Origin of the sequence: Pseudomonas amygdali (assembly GCF_002699855.1) — a bacterium.
GTDB lineage: Bacteria > Pseudomonadota > Gammaproteobacteria > Pseudomonadales > Pseudomonadaceae > Aquipseudomonas > Aquipseudomonas amygdali.
In genome coordinates, this window is record NZ_LKBW01000031.1 from 1 (window position 1) to 15,790 (window position 15,790).

The following is a 15,790-nucleotide window of genomic DNA, read 5'->3' on the forward strand; positions in this document are numbered from 1 at the left end:
CACAATATTCTTTCACGGCTGCGAGTTTTGCCTGCACTGTATATTTACCCATGACGCCTCCAAAGGTTGCGTCCAACCTTCGGGGGTCATACCAGGAGCGTGAGGAACGATGATCCCAACTATCCTGTTAATCCCAACTATCGTGCGACGCTCTGCGTCGCATGCCGTTCTGGACGCTCCGCGTCCGCTCTTGATTCAGCGGCGCGGCGCAGATTTGTGACGCGCAGCGTCACCCAAGGCATTCCCACGCGGGAGCGTGAGGAACGATGATCCCAACTATCCCGTTAACCCCAACTATCGTGCGACGCTCCGCGTCGCATGCCGTTCTGGACGCTCCGCGTCCTCTTTTGATTCAGCGGCGCTGCGCAGATGTGTGACGCGGAGCGTCACCCAAGGCATTCCCACGCGGGAGCGTGAGGAACGATGATCCCAACTATCCTGTTAATCCCAACTATCGTGCGACGCTCCGCGTCCTCTTTTGATTCAGCGGCGCTGCGCAGATTTGTGATGCAGAGCGTCACCCAGGGCATTCACACGCCGGCGCGTGAGGAACGATAATCTCAATTCCAGGCATAAAAAAACCCCTGCATCGCTGCAGGGGTTTTTTATTGCATCAAGGATCAGCCCTTGAACACATCGTCCACGCTGGTCAGCGGGTAGTGCTTCGGATACGGCAGGGTGGCAACACCGCTCTCGATGGCTGCCTTGGCAACTGCATCGGCGATCAAGCCCAGCAGGCGGGTGTCCATTGGTTTCGGGATGATGTACTCACGACCGAATTCCAGTTTGATGCCGCCGTAGGCATCGCTGACTTCCTGAGGAACAGGCAGTTTGGCCAGTTCGCGCAGGGCGTTGGCTGCAGCGATCTTCATTTCTTCGTTGATACGCTTGGCGCGAACGTCCAGAGCACCGCGGAAGATGAACGGGAAGCCCAGAACGTTGTTGACCTGGTTCGGGTAATCCGAACGGCCGGTCGCCATGATCACATCGCTACGGGTGGCGTGAGCCAGCTCCGGGGAGATCTCCGGGTCCGGGTTCGAGCAGGCGAACACGATCGGGTCCTTGGCCATCAGCTTGAGGTTTTCAGCGCTCAACAGATTAGGACCTGACAGGCCCACGAATACGTCAGCGCCATCCAGCGCATCGGTCAGCGAGCGTTTCTCGGTCGCGTGAGCGAACACAGCCTTGTACTGGTTCAGGTCGGTACGGCCAGAGTGAATGACGCCGGTACGGTCGACCATGAAGATGTTTTCGATCTTCGCGCCCATGCTCACCAGCAGCTTCATGCAGGAGATGGCTGCAGCGCCAGCGCCCAGGCAGACGATCCTCGCGGAATCGAGGGTTTTACCGACAATTTCCAGTGCGTTGATCATGCCGGCAGCAGTCACGATAGCGGTGCCGTGCTGGTCATCGTGGAAAACCGGGATGTCGCACTGTTCGATCAGTGCCTTCTCGATTTCAAAGCACTCAGGTGCCTTGATGTCTTCCAGATTGATACCACCGAAGGTGATGGAGATACGCTTTACGGTGTCGATGAACGCCTGCGGGCTTTCGGAATCGACTTCGATATCGAAAACGTCGATACCGGCGAAACGCTTGAACAGAACCCCTTTACCTTCCATGACCGGCTTGGAGGCCAATGGGCCCAGATCGCCGAGGCCGAGAATAGCGGTGCCATCGGAAATAACTGCTACCAGGTTGCCTTTGCCGGTGTACTTGTAAGCCAGCTCGGGGTCACGGGCAATTTCACGCACGGGTTCAGCAACGCCAGGGCTGTAGGCCAGAGCCAGGTCACGAGCGGTTGCAGTCGGCTTGGTGAGTTCGACGCTCAGCTTCCCCGGACGAGGATTGGCATGGTATTCGAGCGCGGCAGTTTTCAAATCTGACATGTATTGGATTCCGCTTTTTTTACTGTGGGACAGACGGACCGCCGAGGATACGCAAGATGCATAGTCTTAACAAGACTGACCAGTCACTGCTGTCAATAGGCACAGGATTAGACTTTACGCTTAGATGCCTGAAACGTGAACAACCGGCCACCCATCACCAGACAACTGGCCAAAAGGCAGTATCTATCGACCTGACGGGCTCAGCATCGCGGGGTGGGTCAGTGGCAGCAGCCAGCGTGCCTGCCCTGATTTCAGAGCACCGCGCCGGGACCGATCGACCACCCAGCCGCGCGCCTCGACCTGCCGGCCCTTGAGGCGCTCCAGCATTGCCGTGTCGAATGAGTTCACGTTAGCCGGGGCAACACGCAGGACCAGCGAGCCTTGCAACTCGATCCAGATACCGCCGCGATTGCGCTGCACGCTCTTGACCTGACCGGACACAATCGCAAAGCCGCTTTTGCTCAGCCTGGTCGAGGGCTGAACCGGCGAGTCGCGCCACACACCCAATTGCGCCTGCCGCGCCGCACGTTCGGCAACTTGCTGGCAATCGACCAGCGCAACGTTGGGCGCAACGGCCACCAGATACCCCAGCCCTTCGCTGAGCAACTGCGCCTCGAGGTTGGCGCCTTTACGGTCATAGACGTTGGCCAGCGTGCGGCCGTAATGATCCTTGCCCTGCTGACCGATACGCACACCAACCTTGCCGCCGCTTTCATTCACCAGCGCCTGCAAGCGCTTTTTGGCAGCCTCGGCAAACGGTTCGGCAGACCGGCCTTTCCTGCCGGTTTCAGGCGTGTTGAGCCCAATCATCCGCACGCTGCGGCCATCACTCAGACGCAACGTGTCGCCATCGACCACGCGCTGCACCTGTGCAACCAGCAACGAAGCAGGTGCCGGGCAGAAGGCCTGCGCGCCGGACACCCAAATCGCGGGCATAAAAAAGACGCCCACAAGGAGCGCCTTTTCAAGCAGCCTGGAGATGCCCATGGGGCAGCCAGTCTTACTTCGCTTTGGTAGCGCCGAACGCACCGAAACGGGATTTGAACTTGTCGACACGGCCGCCAACGTCAAGCGTCTTCTGCTTGCCGGTGTAGAACGGGTGGCACTCGTTGCACACGTCCAGGCTCAGCGGAGCGGCCAGGGTGGAACGGGTCTTGATGACATTGCCGCAGCTGCAGGTAGCGTCAATGGCTTCGTAAACTGGATGGATATCAGCTTTCATCGGTACTTCCTCGGTCTAACGCGCCGCCATCCAACACTATTGTTGAATACCGCACGGAAATAGGCTGCGGATAGTACCAGACAATTGCAACGACGCAAGCGAACCTTCACACCGGTCGTCTGCTAAGATCGCGCCTCCGTCATCACTCACCATCACAGGGAAACACCGCGTGCCCGACGCCATCCTGCGCCTTGCCCTGCCCTCGCCGCTTCGCCGCCTGTTCGACTACAGCGCTCCTGCGGGCGTGTCGCGTAGCGCCTTGCAGCCTGGCATGCGTCTGCGGGTGCCATTCGGGCGACGGGAAATGATCGGCATTCTGGTGGAAGTGGTCGATCACAGCGAAGTGCCTGCCGACAAGCTCAAACCGGCCATCGCCCTGCTCGACAGCGAAGCGCCATTGCCGCCCGCGCTGTTCAAGCTGTGCCTGTGGACCTCGCAGTATTATCAGCACAGCCTGGGCGACACGCTGAGCTGGGCCTTGCCGGTGCTGTTGCGTCAGGGCGAACTGGCCGAAAGTCGCCAGGAACGCTTCTGGCACGTTGCACCGGGCGCCAGCGTCGGCGACCCGCGCATCGCGCGAGCGCCCAGGCAACGCGAAGCGCTGACCACCCTCGCCCAGCACCCGCATGGCGTGGCGCATCAGTTGCTGAGCAAGCTGATGCTTAATAAAGACAGCCTCAACCTGCTGCTGGCCAAGGAGCTGGTGTATGTCGAGGTTCGCAGCCACGCACCCAGCGCACGCCATGAACACTGGCTGGCCCAGCCTGAATTGCCGCTCAACACCGAGCAACGCGCTGCCTACGAAGCCATCCGTGCCGGGTTCGACAGCTTTCATGCGTTTTTGCTGGCTGGCGTCACTGGCAGTGGCAAGACTGAAGTCTATCTGCAACTGATCCGCGAAACGCTTGAGGCCGGCAAACAGGCGCTGGTGCTGATTCCGGAAATCAACCTGGGGCCACAAACCCTGGCGCGTTTCGAACAGCGCTTCAATGCCCGCATCGCGCTGCTGCATTCGGCAGTCAACGACCGCGAACGACTGGATGCCTGGCTGGCGGCTCGCGATGGCGAAGCCGACATTATTATCGGCACGCGCTCGGCACTGTTCACGCCGATGAAGAACCCCGGCCTGATCATCATCGACGAAGAACACGACGGCTCCTATAAACAGCAGGAAGGTCTGCGCTATCACGCCCGTGATCTGGCCCTGGTGCGGGCGCGTCAGGAAAACATTCCGATTGTCCTGGGCTCGGCCACCCCGTCCCTGGAAAGCCTGCACAACGCCTACACCGGCCGCTACGGCCTGTTACGCCTGAACCAGCGTGCAGGCGGTGCGCAACAGCCGCGTTTCATGCGCCTGGACGTCAAAAGCAGGCCACTGGACAGCGGCATTTCCGGGCCGATGCAGCAGGCTATCGGCCAGACGCTTGCGGCAGGTCAGCAGGTGCTGGTCTTCCTCAACCGTCGCGGCTTCGCACCCACCTTGTTGTGCCACGACTGCGGCTGGATGTCTGGCTGCCAGCGCTGTGATGCGCGCATGACCGTGCACCAGCGCTCGGGCGAGCTACGCTGCCATCACTGCGGGTATGTCGAACGTGTACCGCGCCAGTGTCCGTCCTGCGGCAAGGTGGATTTGCGCCCGGTAGGCGCGGGCACCGAACGTGCCGAAGAGCGCCTGGCGATCCTGTTTCCGGACTTTCCCGTGCTGCGCGTGGATCGCGACAGCACCTCGCGCAAGGACGCCATGAATCAGTTATTCGCGACCATCCAGCGCGGCCAGCCCTGCATTCTGGTGGGTACGCAAATGCTCGCCAAAGGGCATCACTTCCCACGGGTAACGCTGGTGTCGATTCTGGATGCCGACGGCGGGCTGTTTTCCGGTGACTTCCGGGCCAGCGAGCGCATGGCGCAGTTGATCGTGCAGGTTGCAGGTCGTGCCGGCCGCGCGGAAGAGCCGGGCAAGGTGATCATCCAGACCCACCTGGCCGACCATCCACTGCTGATCCAGCTGACCGAGCAGGGTTATTTCGCCTTTGCCGAACAGGCCTTGAGCGAGCGCCGTTCGGCTGGCTTGCCGCCGTTTTCACACCTCGCACTGCTGCGCGCCGAAGCGCACAAGCCGGGACAGGCCGAGGCCTTTCTCGATCAAGCCTGCAGTGACGCCGAGCAACTGGCTGCGCAAATGGGCCTGGGCGGCATCGAGCTGCTGGGCCCGGTTCCGGCACCGATGGAACGCCGCGCCGGGCGTTATCGTGCGCAACTGCTGGTGCAGTCCAGCGCACGCGCGCCACTGCACAAATTGCTTGCCACTTGGTTGCTCGCGCTGGAGCAAATGCCCAGCGGACGACAGGTCAGATGGTCGCTGGATGTGGATCCGGTGGATCTTTATTAAGCCACGCCGTTGGCAAGCAGGCTTGAGCAACGGATAATGCAGAGTTTTTCCACCCGCGCATCGAAGCGCCACCGCGCTTGCGGTCGAAGAGAGCACAATGAAAGACACCATTCGCCAGCTGATTCAACAAGCCCTGACCCGTCTCGTCACCGAGGGCGTCTTGCCAGAAGGGCTGACGCCGGCGATTCAGGTGGAAAACGCCCGCGACAAGACGCACGGCGACTTCGCCAGCAATATCGCGATGATGCTCGCCAAGCCTGCCGGGATGAAGCCGCGGGACCTGGCTGAAAAGCTGATCGCCGCCCTGCCTGCCGACGAGCAGGTCAGCAAGGTCGAAATTGCCGGCCCGGGCTTTCTGAACTTCTTCCAGAACACTGCGGCGCTGGCCGCACGCCTCGACGCTGCACTGGCCGACGCGCACCTGTCAGTCCGCAAGGCGGGCGCTGTACAGCGCGTGGTCGTCGATCTGTCGGCACCGAATCTGGCCAAGGAAATGCACGTTGGCCATTTGCGCTCGACCATTATTGGCGACGGCGTGGCGAACGTTCTGACGTTTTTAGGCGACACAGTCATTCGCCAGAACCATGTGGGCGACTGGGGCACCCAGTTCGGCATGCTGCTGGCCTATCTACAGGAAAAACCGGCGACCAGCGACGAGCTGTCCGACCTGGAAAACTTCTACCGCGCCGCCAAGCAGCGCTTTGACGAATCCGAAGAGTTCGCCGAGCGGGCGCGAGGCCTGGTGGTCAAGTTGCAGGCAGGCGATGCCGAGTGTCTGGCCCTGTGGACACGCTTCAAGGACATCTCGCTGTCGCACTGCCAGGAAACCTACGAGCGCCTCAACGTCAAGCTGACCCCGGCAGATGTGATGGGCGAAAGTGCCTACAACGATGACCTGGCCAACGTGGTCAACGATCTGAAAGCCACTGGCCTGCTGGTCGAGAGCAACGGCGCGCAATGTGTGTTCCTCGAAGAATTCCGTACCGCCGATGACACGCCTCTGCCGGTGATCGTGCAGAAGGCCGGTGGCGGCTACCTGTACGCCACCACCGATCTGGCCGCCATCCGCTACCGCAGTAAGGTGCTCAAGGCCGACCGCGTGCTGTATTTCGTCGACCAGCGTCAGGCCCTGCACTTCCAGCAGGTGTTCGAAGTCGCTCGCCGCGCCGGTTTCGTCCACGACGGCATGCAGCTGGAACACACGGGTTTCGGCACCATGAACGGCGCCGATGGCCGCCCGTTCAAGACCCGCGACGGCGGCACGGTCAAACTCATCGACCTGCTCGATGAAGCCGAAGAACGTGCCTACACGCTGGTGAAGGAAAAGAACCCGGAAGTCGCCGAGGCCGAGCTGCGCAGCATTGCCAAAGCCGTGGGCATCAGCGCGGTGAAATACGCTGACCTGTCCAAGCACCGCGCCAGTGATTACAGCTTCAACTTCGATCAGATGCTGAGCTTCGAAGGCAATACCGCGCCTTATCTGCTATACGCCTACACCCGTGTGGCCGGTGTATTCCGCAAGCTGGGCACGCCGTTCGACGCCAGCAAGGGGCAGATTGTCCTGGCAGCACCGCAAGAGCAGGAACTGGCTGCACGTCTGGCGCAGTTCACTGAAACACTGAATAACGTCGCAGAAAAAGGCACACCGCACGTACTTTGTGCTTACCTGTATGACCTTGCGGGTCTGTTTTCGAGCTTTTACGAAAACTGCCCGATCCTTGGTGCGGAAAATCCCGATCAGCAGCAAAGCCGTCTGCGTCTGGCTGCCCTGACCGGCCGCACCCTCAAGCAAGGCCTGGACCTGTTGGGTCTGGAAACTCTGGAGCGTATGTAAGTTGGCAGTTGCGAAGAAGAAACCGGCACCCAAGCGGGGCGCCAGCCGTTATCAGGCACCCGCGAAGAAGCCGATTCCAGGATGGTTGTGGCTGGCGATTGGCTTGACCGTGGGCGCGTTCGTGGTCTTTCTGATGAAGCTTGAACCGGGCGGCGAAGACGTCAAGCGGGTCAAGGCGGACGCCAAGGCCGCGAAGATCGCCGAGGCGAATAAAACACCACCGAGCCCGACGGCTCCGGTCAAGCCGAAGTACGACTTCTACACATTGCTGCCGGAATCGGAAGTGATCGTGCCGAACGAAGCCGTGCCGGAGAAGACCCCGCCGCCTGTGGCACCCACAGCACCGGTTTCGCCGGAGCAGGCAGCCAAGATCGACACGGCACGTGCCCAGGCAGCCCTCAGCGGCTTGACGCCTCCGCCAGCGCCACCGGTTGCCACGACCAAGCCGGCAGCAGTCACGACGTTCTTCCTGCAGGCGGGCTCGTTCCGCAAACAGGCTGACGCCGAGAAAGTCCGCGCGCAGATCATCCTGCTGGGCCAGGCGTCTACCGTCGAGTCAGGCACTGTGAAAGATGAAACCTGGTACCGCGTACTGGTCGGCCCGTTCAGCAACCGCGAACAACTGACCACCGCCCAGAAACAACTGGCAAGCGGTGGATTTAGTAACCTGTTGTTGCAACAGCGTCAGAGCCGTTAGTCAAAGCCCCTCTGTTTCCGTGCTCATCGCGATGTTTCGATGAGTACGAAGAACGGAGCTTCTGCCCGCTCGTCGTAGGAGCGGACTTGTCCGCGATCTGCCGGGAACCGGCAGCAAAACCAGCCGCATCGGTTTATCAGGCGCAGCCGAGGCAGCCCATCGCGGACAAGTCCGCTCCCACAAAAGCAGGGAGATCGCGGACAAACGAAGCGTCGTCCGGTCCGCTTAAAGGGTTGGGACAAGAATCATACGATCATTTCCCCCCGATTTACCCCCAAGGTTGAAATACTCACCCACACCCCCATATGAGTTTGCATCAGGGCATTTTCGCCCCGCAGTGTGGAGACTCTACCTTGACCACCATCGTTTCAGTGCGCCGCCACGGTAAAGTCGTCATGGCTGGCGACGGCCAGGTTTCTCTGGGCAACACCGTCATGAAAGGCAACGCCAAGAAGGTGCGCCGTCTTTATCACGGTGAAGTAATCGCCGGGTTCGCTGGCGCAACCGCCGATGCATTCACGCTGTTCGAACGCTTTGAAGCCCAGCTGGAAAAACACCAGGGCCATCTGGTTCGTGCAGCTGTCGAGCTGGCCAAGGACTGGCGTACCGATCGCTCGCTGAGCCGTCTTGAAGCAATGCTGGCCGTCGCCAACAAGGACGCCTCGCTGATCATCACCGGCAACGGCGATGTGGTCGAGCCCGAGGACGGCCTGATCGCCATGGGCTCCGGCGGCGCATTTGCTCAGGCCGCCGCACGCGCCCTGCTGCTCAAGACCGACCTGTCGGCACGCGAAATCGCCGAGACCTCGTTGCATATCGCTGGCGACATTTGCGTGTTCACCAACCACAACATCACCATTGAGGAGCAGGACCTCGTCGGCTAAGCCCTTGCCGGGCCGCACAGTCTGCGGCCCCTTCGGCTTGACCGTACCAGAGGACCGTGAATTACCATGTCCATGACTCCCCGCGAAATCGTCCACGAACTTAACCGCCATATCATCGGCCAGGACGATGCCAAGCGCGCCGTCGCCATTGCCCTGCGCAATCGCTGGCGCCGCATGCAGCTGCCTGAAGAGCTGCGCGTTGAAGTGACGCCCAAGAACATTCTGATGATCGGCCCGACCGGTGTCGGCAAGACCGAAATCGCCCGTCGCCTGGCCAAGCTTGCCAATGCGCCGTTCATCAAGGTTGAAGCGACCAAGTTCACCGAAGTGGGCTATGTAGGTCGTGATGTCGAGTCGATCATCCGCGACCTGGCCGATGCGGCTATCAAGCTTCTGCGTGAACAGGAGATCATCAAGGTCCGTCATCGCGCCGAAGACGCGGCCGAAGACCGTATTCTCGATGCCCTGTTGCCGCCTGCGCGTGTCGGTTTCAATGAAGACCCTGCGCAAAGCAATGATTCCAACACCCGTCAGCTGTTCCGCAAGCGTTTGCGCGAAGGCCAGCTGGACGACAAGGAAATCGAGATAGAGATCAACGAAGCCGTAGGTGTGGATATCTCCGCGCCACCCGGCATGGAAGAAATGACCAATCAGCTGCAGAGCCTGTTTGCCAACATGGGCAAAGGCAAGACCAAGAGCCGCAAACTCAAGGTCAAGGACGCGCTCAAGCTGGTACGCGAAGAAGAAGCGGGCCGTCTGGTCAATGACGAAGAGTTGAAGGCCAAGGCGCTGGAAGCCGTCGAGCAACACGGCATTGTGTTCATCGACGAGATCGACAAGGTTGCCAAGCGCGGTAATTCGGGCGGTGTCGATGTGTCCCGCGAAGGCGTACAGCGCGACCTGCTGCCGCTGATTGAAGGCTGCACCGTGAATACCAAACTGGGCATGGTCAAGACTGACCACATCCTGTTCATTGCATCTGGTGCGTTCCATTTGAGCAAGCCAAGTGATCTGGTCCCCGAGCTGCAAGGTCGTCTGCCGATCCGCGTTGAACTCAAGGCGCTGTCGCCGCAGGACTTCGAACGCATTCTCAGCGAGCCACATGCGTCGTTGACCGAACAGTATCGCGAGCTGCTCAAGACCGAAGGCCTGAAGATCGAGTTCAAGCCTGAAGGCATCAAGCGTCTTGCCGAGATTGCCTGGCAGGTCAACGAGAAAACCGAGAACATCGGTGCCCGTCGCCTGCACACGCTGCTTGAGCGTCTGCTTGAGGAAGTCTCGTTCAGCGCTGGCGATCTGGCTATCAGCCCTGACGCAGCACCGATTGAAATCGATGCAGAATACGTCAACAGCCACTTGGGCGATCTGGCCGAAAACGAGGACCTCTCGCGGTATATCCTTTAAAGCTGCAAGCGGTTAGCTACAAGCTGCAAGAGGTTCTCCTCTTGCAGCTTTTTTGCTTCTGCCTGTAGCTTGTAGCTGCTATTCCTTGAGGCTGCTTTCAATGCTCCCCACCGCCATCCAGCTGCACAAAGCTTCCAAAACCCTGACGCTGAAGTACGCGCCGGATGAGGAATATCATCTGCCCGCCGAATTTCTGCGCGTGCATTCCCCTTCTGCCGAGGTTCAGGGCCATGGCAGGCCGATCCTGCAATTCGGCAAACTGGGCGTCGGTCTGAGCAAGGTCGAGCCGGCTGGGCAATATGCACTGAAATTGACCTTTGATGATGGCCACGACTCAGGACTGTTCACCTGGGAGTACCTGTACGAGCTGGCAAGACGCCAGGAGTCCCTCTGGGAGGACTATCTGCAAGAGCTGAAAAAAGCCGGCAAATCCCGCGATCCCTCCGAGCAAGTCATCAAGCTGATGCTCTGATCCCGCCCGCCCGCGCGATCCTCACAGAACATTCAAAACCGTGCAGCCTCACCGCTCGCCGTTTTAGGACGCGCTTTCTAATCATTTTTGTTTCAATGTTCCGTGCAGCGGCCAATGAGTGGCTGACGCTGCTTGCGATTTTTTGAAATCTCGCGTAACCAATAACCTTGGCAAGTTCCCTGCATCGAAGTCGATGCGAGAAACAGCCTGCAAGGCATGAGTTACACGAGCAGTAGTGCTGGCTAACCGCCTGTGTCACTGGTTCACGGGCAAGGAATGTCAGTGTTCGCATCAAGACAATGGAGCGTCGTAGATGAGTAACGCGAAAGACGATGACCTGCAGCGCCAGGCTTCCGAGCACACCTTGGGCCTCAACCCGGTCGTTGGCCTGCGGCGCAAGGATTTACTGAGCACTGCACGGATGGTTTTGCGTCAGGCTTTCAAACAACCGATCCACAGCATCAAGCACGTCGCACACCTGAGCGTCGAACTCGGCAACGTGATCTTCGGCAAATCTGCCTTGCAGCCAACACCGGATGACCGCCGCTTCGCTGATCCGGCCTGGAGCCAGAACCCGCTGTATCGCCGTTACCTGCAGACTTACCTCGCCTGGCGCAAGGAACTGCATGACTGGATCGGTGGCAGCGATCTCACCCCGCAAGACATCAGTCGCGCGCACTTTGTGATCAACCTCATGACCGAGGCCATGTCACCGACCAACTCTGCCGCTAACCCGGCCGCCGTGAAACGGTTCTTTGAAACCGGCGGTAAAAGCCTGCTCGATGGTCTGTCGCACTTGGCCAAGGACCTGGTGAACAACGGCGGAATGCCGAGCCAGGTCAACATGGACGCGTTTGAGGTTGGCAAAAACCTGGGCACCACTGAGGGGGCCGTGGTGTTTCGCAATGACGTACTGGAACTGATCCAGTACAAACCGATTACCGAGCAGGTTCACGAGCGACCGCTGTTGGTGATCCCACCGCAGATCAACAAATTCTATGTCTTCGACCTGAGCCCGGAAAAAAGCCTGGCGCGCTTCTGCCTGCGCAGTAACGTGCAGACCTTCATCATCAGTTGGCGCAACCCGACCAAGGCGCAACGCGAATGGGGGCTGTCGACCTATATCGAGGCGCTCAAGGAAGCGGTCGATGTGGTGCTGGCGATCACCGGCAGCAAAGACCTCAACATGCTGGGTGCCTGCTCCGGCGGCATTACCTGCACGGCGCTGCTGGGCCACTACGCAGCCTTGGGCGAAAAGAAAGTCAACGCCATGACCCTGCTGGTCAGCGTGCTCGATACAACGCTGGATACCGAGGTCGCGCTGTTCGTCGACGAGCAGACTTTGGAAACCGCCAAGCGCCATTCCTATCAGGCGGGCGTGCTGGAAGGTCGTGACATGGCCAAGGTTTTTGCCTGGATGCGCCCTAACGACCTGATCTGGAATTACTGGGTCAACAATTACCTGCTGGGCAACGAGCCGCCCGTCTTCGACATTCTGTTCTGGAACAACGACACCACACGCCTGCCCGCCGCCTTTCACGGCGACCTGATCGAAATGTTCAAGAACAACCCGCTGACCCGCGCCAACGCGCTGGAAGTCTGCGGCACGCCGATCGACCTCAAGCAGGTAACGGCCGACGTGTTCTGCCTGGCTGGCACCAATGACCACATCACGCCGTGGGCCTCATGCTACAAATCAGCACGGCTGTTTGGTGGCAAGACCGAGTTTGTACTGTCCAGCAGCGGCCATATCCAGAGCATCCTCAACCCGCCGGGCAACCCCAAGTCGCGTTACATGACTCACGACGAGCTGCCAGCAGACCCGGCGGCCTGGCAGGAAAACGCGACCAAGCACACCGATTCCTGGTGGCTACACTGGCAAGAATGGCTGACCACGCGCTCGGGCAAGTTGAAAAAGGCGCCTGCCGGGCTCGGCAACAAAGCCTATCCGGCAGCCGAGGCAGCGCCTGGAACCTATGTTCACGAGCGTTAGACCCATCAGTCTTGGAAAAAACCGGGGTGCGTTCCCGGCGGTTAAATCAACAGGGCTTAGCGCATGCCGCAACCGTTTGTTTTTCGCTCCATAGACCTGAACGGACACACAATTCGTACGGCCGTGCGCCCAGGCAAGAGCCATCTGACACCACTGCTGATATTCAACGGCATCGGGGCCAACCTGGAGTTGGTGTTCCCGTTTGTCGAAGCACTGGATCCGGACCTGGAAGTCATCGCGTTCGATGTGCCGGGGGTCGGTGGTTCGTCGACACCCAATCGGCCCTATCGCTTTCCGGGGCTGGCCAAGCTCGCAGCGCGCATGCTCGATTACCTCAACTACGGGCAGGTCAATGCGATCGGTGTTTCGTGGGGCGGGGCGCTGGCCCAGCAGTTCGCTCATGACTACCCGGAGCGCTGCAAGAAACTGGTGCTGGCCGCCACGTCGGCAGGCATGGCGATGGTGCCGGGCAAGCCTCGGGTGCTGTGGTTGATGGCCAGCCCGCGTCGCTACATTCAGCCGTCGCATGTGATCCGTATCGCGCCGGAGATCTATGGCGGGGCGTTTAGACGTGACCCCAATCTGGCGGCCAATCATGCTGCCAAGGTGCGCTCGTCCGGCAAGCTGGGCTATTACTGGCAATTGTTCGCGGGCATGGGCTGGACCAGCATTCACTGGCTGCACAAGGTTCACCAGCCGACCCTGGTTCTGGCCGGTGATGACGACCCGCTGATTCCGCTGGTGAATATGCGCCTGTTGGCCTGGCGAATACCCAATGCCCAGCTACACATCATCGATGACGGGCATTTGTTCCTGATCACGCGTGCCGAAGCCGTGGCACCGATCATCATGGGTTTTCTGCAACAGGAACGGCAGCGCGCAGTCATGCACCCGCAGCCAACGCCGCCCAGAACGCGCTGATAGCGCCAGCACGCCCGTTAATGTGAACAGCCCGAGAGAAACAGCGTCACCCACTGCGCAACACACTGGAGTTTCGACCGCGCAGAACGACGCCAGCCCCTTCGCAAGCGGACTGGCGTCAACTCATGAGTTGCCTGACGAAGGAGTGTTGCCCTCATGCAAGAAAAATCGGCAAAGGTTGCCAGCGCTGCACCCACAAATCTCATCAACGCGCAGAGCGCCATCACCGGCCTGCGCGGGCGAGACCTGTTTTCTACCTTGCGTAACGTCGCATCCCAGGGTTTACGGCACCCGGTTCGCAGCGCTCGCCACGCGCTGGCGCTGGGCAAGCAGTTGGGACGAGTGGTGGTGCTGGGCGAAACACCCTATCCGCACAACCCCAAAGACCCCCGCTTCGCCGACCCGACCTGGAGCCTCAACCCGCTTTATCGCCGGGGCCTGCAGGTGTATCTCAGTTGCCAGCATCAGGTCAGACAGTGGATCGATGACAGCGATATGTCCACAGAAGACCGGGCGCGCGCGCACTTTCTGTTCACACTGATCAACGATGCGCTGGCCCCTTCCAATACGCTGCTCAACCCGCAGGCCGTCAAAGAGCTGTTCAACTCGGGTGGTACCAGCCTGATCAAGGGCCTGAGCCACATGGCCGATGATCTGTTGCACAACAGCGGGCTACCCAGCCAGACCACCAAAGACGCTTTTGAGGTAGGCCGAACCGTAGCGACCACGCCCGGTGCGGTGGTGTTTCGCAACGAAATGTTCGAGCTGATCCAGTATCGACCGATGAGCGAAAAGCAGTTCAGCCGACCGGTCCTGATCGTGCCGCCGCAGATCAACAAGTTCTACATCTTCGACCTCAGCCCAACCAACAGCTTTGTGCAATATGCCCTCAAGAACGGCCTGCAGACCTTTGTCATCAGCTGGCGCAACCCGGATATCCGCCATCGGGAGTGGGGGCTGTCCAGTTATGTCGAAGCGACCGAGCAGGCGATGAATATCTGCCGGGCGATTAGCGCAGCACGCGAGGTCAATCTGGTGGGCGCCTGCGCGGGCGGTCTGACCGTTGCCGCGTTGCTGGGTCACTTGCAGGCCAAGCGACAGACACGCCGCGTGGCCAGCGCAACCTATATGGTCAGCCTGCTGGACAGCCAGATCGAAAGCCCCGCCACGCTGTTTATCGACGAGCAAACGCTTGAAGCTGCAAAGCGCCGCTCCTATCAGCGCGGCGTGCTGGAGGGCAGCGAGATGAATCGGGTGTTTTCCTGGATGCGCCCCAATGACCTGATCTGGACTTACTGGATCAACAATTACCTGCTGGGCAAATCGCCACCGCCGTTCGACATTCTTTACTGGAACAACGACACCACACGCCTACCCGCTGCGTTGCACGGCGATCTGCTGGACTTCTTCAAGCACAACCCGCTCAGCCATCCGGGTGGTCTGGAGGTCTGCGGGACCCCCATCGACCTGCAGAAAGTCACGGTGGACAGTTTCAGCATCGCTGGCATCAACGACCACATCACGCCATGGGACGCGGTGTACCGCTCTACGCTGCTATTGGGCGGCGAGCGGCGCTTCGTGCTGTCCAACAGCGGCCATGTGCAGAGCATTCTCAACCCGCCGGGCAACCCGAAAGCCAACTATGTAGAGAACAGCAAGCTGAGCAGCGACCCGCGCGCTTGGTACTACGACGCGCAGCATCATGATGGCAGCTGGTGGCCGAACTGGTTGAAGTGGATTCAGGAGCATTCCGGGGCCGAGCACGACACCAGGACGGAGATGGGCAACGCCACTTACCCGCCAATGGAGGCTGCGCCCGGGACTTATGTGCATGTGCGCTGAAACGCTGGATTGCGCCCTGCCCGATCAGGCAAAGCCGGCCCTTTGACTCTTGAACAAGAAGACTGGATGAAAACCCGCGACCGTATCCTTGAATGTGCCTTGACGTTGTTCAACCAGCAGGGCGAGCCGAACGTTTCTACGCTGGAAATTGCCAATGAAATGGGTATCAGGGGAGTATCAGTTTTTTTGTGTTCGGGCTGGTTAGGGCCTGCCGTCAGGCAGGCCCTTGTTTTACCAGCTCGG

At 59.9% G+C, this 15,790-nt stretch carries 12 protein-coding genes and 1 pseudogene; 10 read left to right on the top strand and 3 right to left on the bottom strand.

Annotated elements, in window-relative coordinates; all coding sequences use genetic code 11:
• Nucleotides 1-620: 620 nt before the first annotated feature.
• From AO277_RS03765 to rpmE, 3 genes are all read right to left on the bottom strand, one after another.
• Nucleotides 621-1,889 carry a malic enzyme-like NAD(P)-binding protein gene (locus AO277_RS03765; protein WP_044319596.1) on the bottom strand — a complete coding sequence of 423 codons (1,269 nt, stop codon included), beginning with the start codon at nucleotides 1,887-1,889 and terminating at the stop codon, nucleotides 621-623.
• A gap of 183 nt (nucleotides 1,890-2,072) precedes the next feature.
• Nucleotides 2,073-2,876: a thermonuclease family protein gene (locus AO277_RS03770; RefSeq protein WP_044319597.1), complete on the bottom strand. Its 804-nt coding sequence runs from the start codon at nucleotides 2,874-2,876 to the stop codon at nucleotides 2,073-2,075.
• 13 nt (nucleotides 2,877-2,889) lie between these two features.
• Complete coding sequence (gene rpmE / locus AO277_RS03775; protein WP_002551648.1) at nucleotides 2,890-3,111, bottom strand: 50S ribosomal protein L31; 222 nt, start codon at nucleotides 3,109-3,111, stop codon at nucleotides 2,890-2,892.
• A gap of 169 nt (nucleotides 3,112-3,280) precedes the next feature.
• On the opposite strand from rpmE, the gene AO277_RS03780 reads away from it, so the two are divergent.
• The 10 genes and pseudogenes from AO277_RS03780 to AO277_RS03825 all read left to right on the top strand — a co-directional run.
• The gene (locus tag AO277_RS03780; RefSeq protein WP_044319598.1) at nucleotides 3,281-5,500 is read left to right on the top strand and encodes a primosomal protein N'; all 2,220 of its coding nucleotides are present in this window, start codon (nucleotides 3,281-3,283) and stop codon (nucleotides 5,498-5,500) included.
• 97 nt (nucleotides 5,501-5,597) lie between these two features.
• Nucleotides 5,598-7,334 carry an arginine--tRNA ligase gene (gene argS / locus AO277_RS03785; RefSeq protein WP_044319599.1) on the top strand — a complete coding sequence of 579 codons (1,737 nt, stop codon included), beginning with the start codon at nucleotides 5,598-5,600 and terminating at the stop codon, nucleotides 7,332-7,334.
• Nucleotide 7,335: 1 nt separating this feature from the next.
• Nucleotides 7,336-8,031: an SPOR domain-containing protein gene (locus AO277_RS03790; RefSeq protein WP_044319600.1), complete on the top strand. Its 696-nt coding sequence runs from the start codon at nucleotides 7,336-7,338 to the stop codon at nucleotides 8,029-8,031.
• 353 nt (nucleotides 8,032-8,384) lie between these two features.
• On the top strand, nucleotides 8,385-8,915 hold the full coding sequence (gene hslV / locus AO277_RS03795; protein WP_002551644.1) for an ATP-dependent protease subunit HslV: 531 nt from the start codon (nucleotides 8,385-8,387) through the stop codon (nucleotides 8,913-8,915).
• A 66-nt stretch (nucleotides 8,916-8,981) separates the two neighbouring features.
• Entirely contained in the window at nucleotides 8,982-10,319 is a 1,338-nt protein-coding gene (hslU, locus tag AO277_RS03800; protein ID WP_002551643.1) for an ATP-dependent protease ATPase subunit HslU, read from the top strand.
• Nucleotides 10,320-10,419: 100 nt separating this feature from the next.
• Nucleotides 10,420-10,791 carry a gamma-butyrobetaine hydroxylase family protein gene (locus tag AO277_RS03805; protein ID WP_002551642.1) on the top strand — a complete coding sequence of 124 codons (372 nt, stop codon included), beginning with the start codon at nucleotides 10,420-10,422 and terminating at the stop codon, nucleotides 10,789-10,791.
• Nucleotides 10,792-11,104: 313 nt separating this feature from the next.
• On the top strand, nucleotides 11,105-12,784 hold the full coding sequence (gene phaC / locus AO277_RS03810; protein WP_044319601.1) for a class II poly(R)-hydroxyalkanoic acid synthase: 1,680 nt from the start codon (nucleotides 11,105-11,107) through the stop codon (nucleotides 12,782-12,784).
• A gap of 63 nt (nucleotides 12,785-12,847) precedes the next feature.
• Nucleotides 12,848-13,705 (top strand): poly(3-hydroxyalkanoate) depolymerase, encoded by an 858-nt coding sequence (gene phaZ / locus AO277_RS03815; RefSeq protein WP_004654231.1) that lies wholly within the window; start codon nucleotides 12,848-12,850, stop codon nucleotides 13,703-13,705.
• Between the two features lie 156 nt (nucleotides 13,706-13,861).
• Complete coding sequence (gene phaC, locus AO277_RS03820) at nucleotides 13,862-15,547, top strand: class II poly(R)-hydroxyalkanoic acid synthase (RefSeq protein ID WP_044319602.1); 1,686 nt, start codon at nucleotides 13,862-13,864, stop codon at nucleotides 15,545-15,547.
• Nucleotides 15,548-15,613: 66 nt separating this feature from the next.
• Nucleotides 15,614-15,715 (top strand): annotated as a pseudogene (locus AO277_RS03825) (TetR/AcrR family transcriptional regulator); the annotation flags it as partial.
• Nucleotides 15,716-15,790 lie beyond the last annotated feature (75 nt).

Bases quoted from the DNA above. Each gene is read 5' to 3' on its own strand.
- AO277_RS03765 (WP_044319596.1), bottom strand. From the start codon at position 1,889: ATGTCAGATTTGAAAACTGCCGCGCTCGAATACCATGCCAATCCTCGT.
- AO277_RS03770 (WP_044319597.1), bottom strand. From the start codon at position 2,876: ATGGGCATCTCCAGGCTGCTTGAAAAGGCGCTCCTTGTGGGCGTCTTT.
- rpmE (WP_002551648.1), bottom strand. From the start codon at position 3,111: ATGAAAGCTGATATCCATCCAGTTTACGAAGCCATTGACGCTACCTGC.
- argS (WP_044319599.1), top strand. From the start codon at position 5,598: ATGAAAGACACCATTCGCCAGCTGATTCAACAAGCCCTGACCCGTCTC.
- hslU (WP_002551643.1), top strand. From the start codon at position 8,982: ATGTCCATGACTCCCCGCGAAATCGTCCACGAACTTAACCGCCATATC.
- AO277_RS03805 (WP_002551642.1), top strand. From the start codon at position 10,420: ATGCTCCCCACCGCCATCCAGCTGCACAAAGCTTCCAAAACCCTGACG.
- phaC (WP_044319601.1), top strand. From the start codon at position 11,105: ATGAGTAACGCGAAAGACGATGACCTGCAGCGCCAGGCTTCCGAGCAC.
- phaZ (WP_004654231.1), top strand. From the start codon at position 12,848: ATGCCGCAACCGTTTGTTTTTCGCTCCATAGACCTGAACGGACACACA.
- phaC (WP_044319602.1), top strand. From the start codon at position 13,862: ATGCAAGAAAAATCGGCAAAGGTTGCCAGCGCTGCACCCACAAATCTC.